Here is a 1521-nt window from a genome sequence, read left to right as displayed (position 1 = left end):
GCACCTTGTGCGCGACCGCGGCGCATGGTTTCACCGCTTCGTCGGCTTGTCGCGCACAGGGTGCGCTCCTACAGGAAGAGCGATTTTCCGCGTTATAACGGCTGCCGGGGCCTCTGTTGTGGGAGCGCACCTTGTGCGCGACCGCGGCGCATGGCTTCACCGCTCCGCCGGCTTGTCGCGCACAGGGTGCGCTCCTACAGGGGTGTCGGTTTCTTCACCTGATCGACACATGCCGCGCCGGAACTTGCTCGACACCCGCGTCAGCGCTAGCGTGGCCCCATGCGCATCGCCTACCGAGCCGAAAGCCTGATCGACGCCCACCTGGTGAAGGATGCGCTGGAACGCGCGGAGATTCCGGCCTTCGTCTCGGGCGAATACCTCACCGGCGCCGTCGGCCAGCTGCCGGCGCTCGACTACGTGGCCGTCTTGGTGCCCGAGGCGAGCCTCGCGGCGGCGGAGCAGGTGGTGCGCGAAGTGGAGCGTGATCTCGTCGAAGCGCGGCTTGCGCTCAGCGATCCCGACGAGGATCCGGATGCGCCGCAGCCTGCCTTTGGCTGAATCTTTCGCGGCGCGGGCGTTATCCTGAGCGGTGAACAGCGCCCGGCGCGCGGACATCGGAGCCGTCCTTGGATATTTCCCTGCAACAGATCGAATCGCTGATCCGCGCCGTGCCTGACTTTCCCAAGCCGGGCGTGGTATTCCGAGACATCACCCCGCTGCTTGCCGATGCCGGCGGCTTCGCGCGCTGCATCGATGCATTGGCCGAACCCTGGCAGGGCAGTGGCGTGCAGGCGGTGTGCGGCATCGAATCGCGCGGCTTCATCTTCGGCGCCGCCCTGGCGCAGAAGCTGCACGCCGGTTTCGTACCGCTGCGCAAGCCCGGCAAGCTGCCGCCTCCCGTGGTGCATGTCGACTACGAGCTCGAATACGGCGTGGATCGCCTCGAAGCGCGCAACGATGCCTTGCACGCGAACGAGAGGGTGCTGATCGTCGACGACGTGCTGGCCACCGGCGGCACCATCGCCGCGGCGCGTGCATTGGTGGAGACGCTCGGCGCACAGCTGGTGGGTGCGAGCGTGGTGATCGAGCTGGCGGCGCTGCAGGGCAGGGCGCGCTGGCGTGGTGATGGCGCGGCGCTGCAGGCTTTGTTGCGTTATTGAGGGCCGCCTTGGCCTACCTTGTGGGAGCGCACCTTGTGCGCGACCGCAGTGCATGGTTTCACCGCTCCGTCGGCTTGTCGCGCACAGGGTGCGCTCCTACAGGAAGAGCGATTTTCCGCGTTATGACGGCCGCCGGGGCTCTGTTGTGGGAGCGCACCTTGTACGCGACCGCGGCGTATGGCTTCACCGCTTCGTCGGCTTGTCGCGCACTGGGTGCGCTCCTACAGGAAGAGCGATTTTCCGCGTTATGACGGCTGCCGGGGCTCTGTTGTGGGAGCGCACCTTGTGCGCGACCGCAGTGCATGGCTTCACCGCTTCGTCGGCTTGTCGCGCACTGGGTGCGCTCCTACAGGAAGAGCGG

The 1521-nt window shown here is 67.0% G+C and carries 2 protein-coding genes; both read left to right on the top strand.

Annotated elements, in window-relative coordinates; genetic code table 11:
• Positions 1-279: 279 nt before the first annotated feature.
• Positions 280-558: a DUF2007 domain-containing protein gene (locus tag JMF82_RS21830; RefSeq protein ID WP_201316623.1), complete on the top strand. Its 279-nt coding sequence runs from the start codon at positions 280-282 to the stop codon at positions 556-558.
• 80 nt (positions 559-638) lie between these two features.
• On the top strand, positions 639-1160 hold the full coding sequence (locus JMF82_RS21825; RefSeq protein ID WP_201316624.1) for an adenine phosphoribosyltransferase: 522 nt from the start codon (positions 639-641) through the stop codon (positions 1158-1160).
• The last annotated feature ends 361 nt before the right edge of the window (positions 1161-1521 follow it).

This window comes from Dyella sp. EPa41, assembly GCF_016586165.1.
Lineage (GTDB): Bacteria > Pseudomonadota > Gammaproteobacteria > Xanthomonadales > Rhodanobacteraceae > Dyella.
The sequence above is the reverse complement of the archived record's forward strand: the minus strand, read 5'-3'. Positions and strand labels throughout refer to the sequence as shown.

Excerpts from the sequence above, each read along its gene's own strand:
- JMF82_RS21830 (WP_201316623.1), top strand. The coding sequence starts at position 280 with ATGCGCATCGCCTACCGAGCCGAAAGCCTGATCGACGCCCACCTGGTG.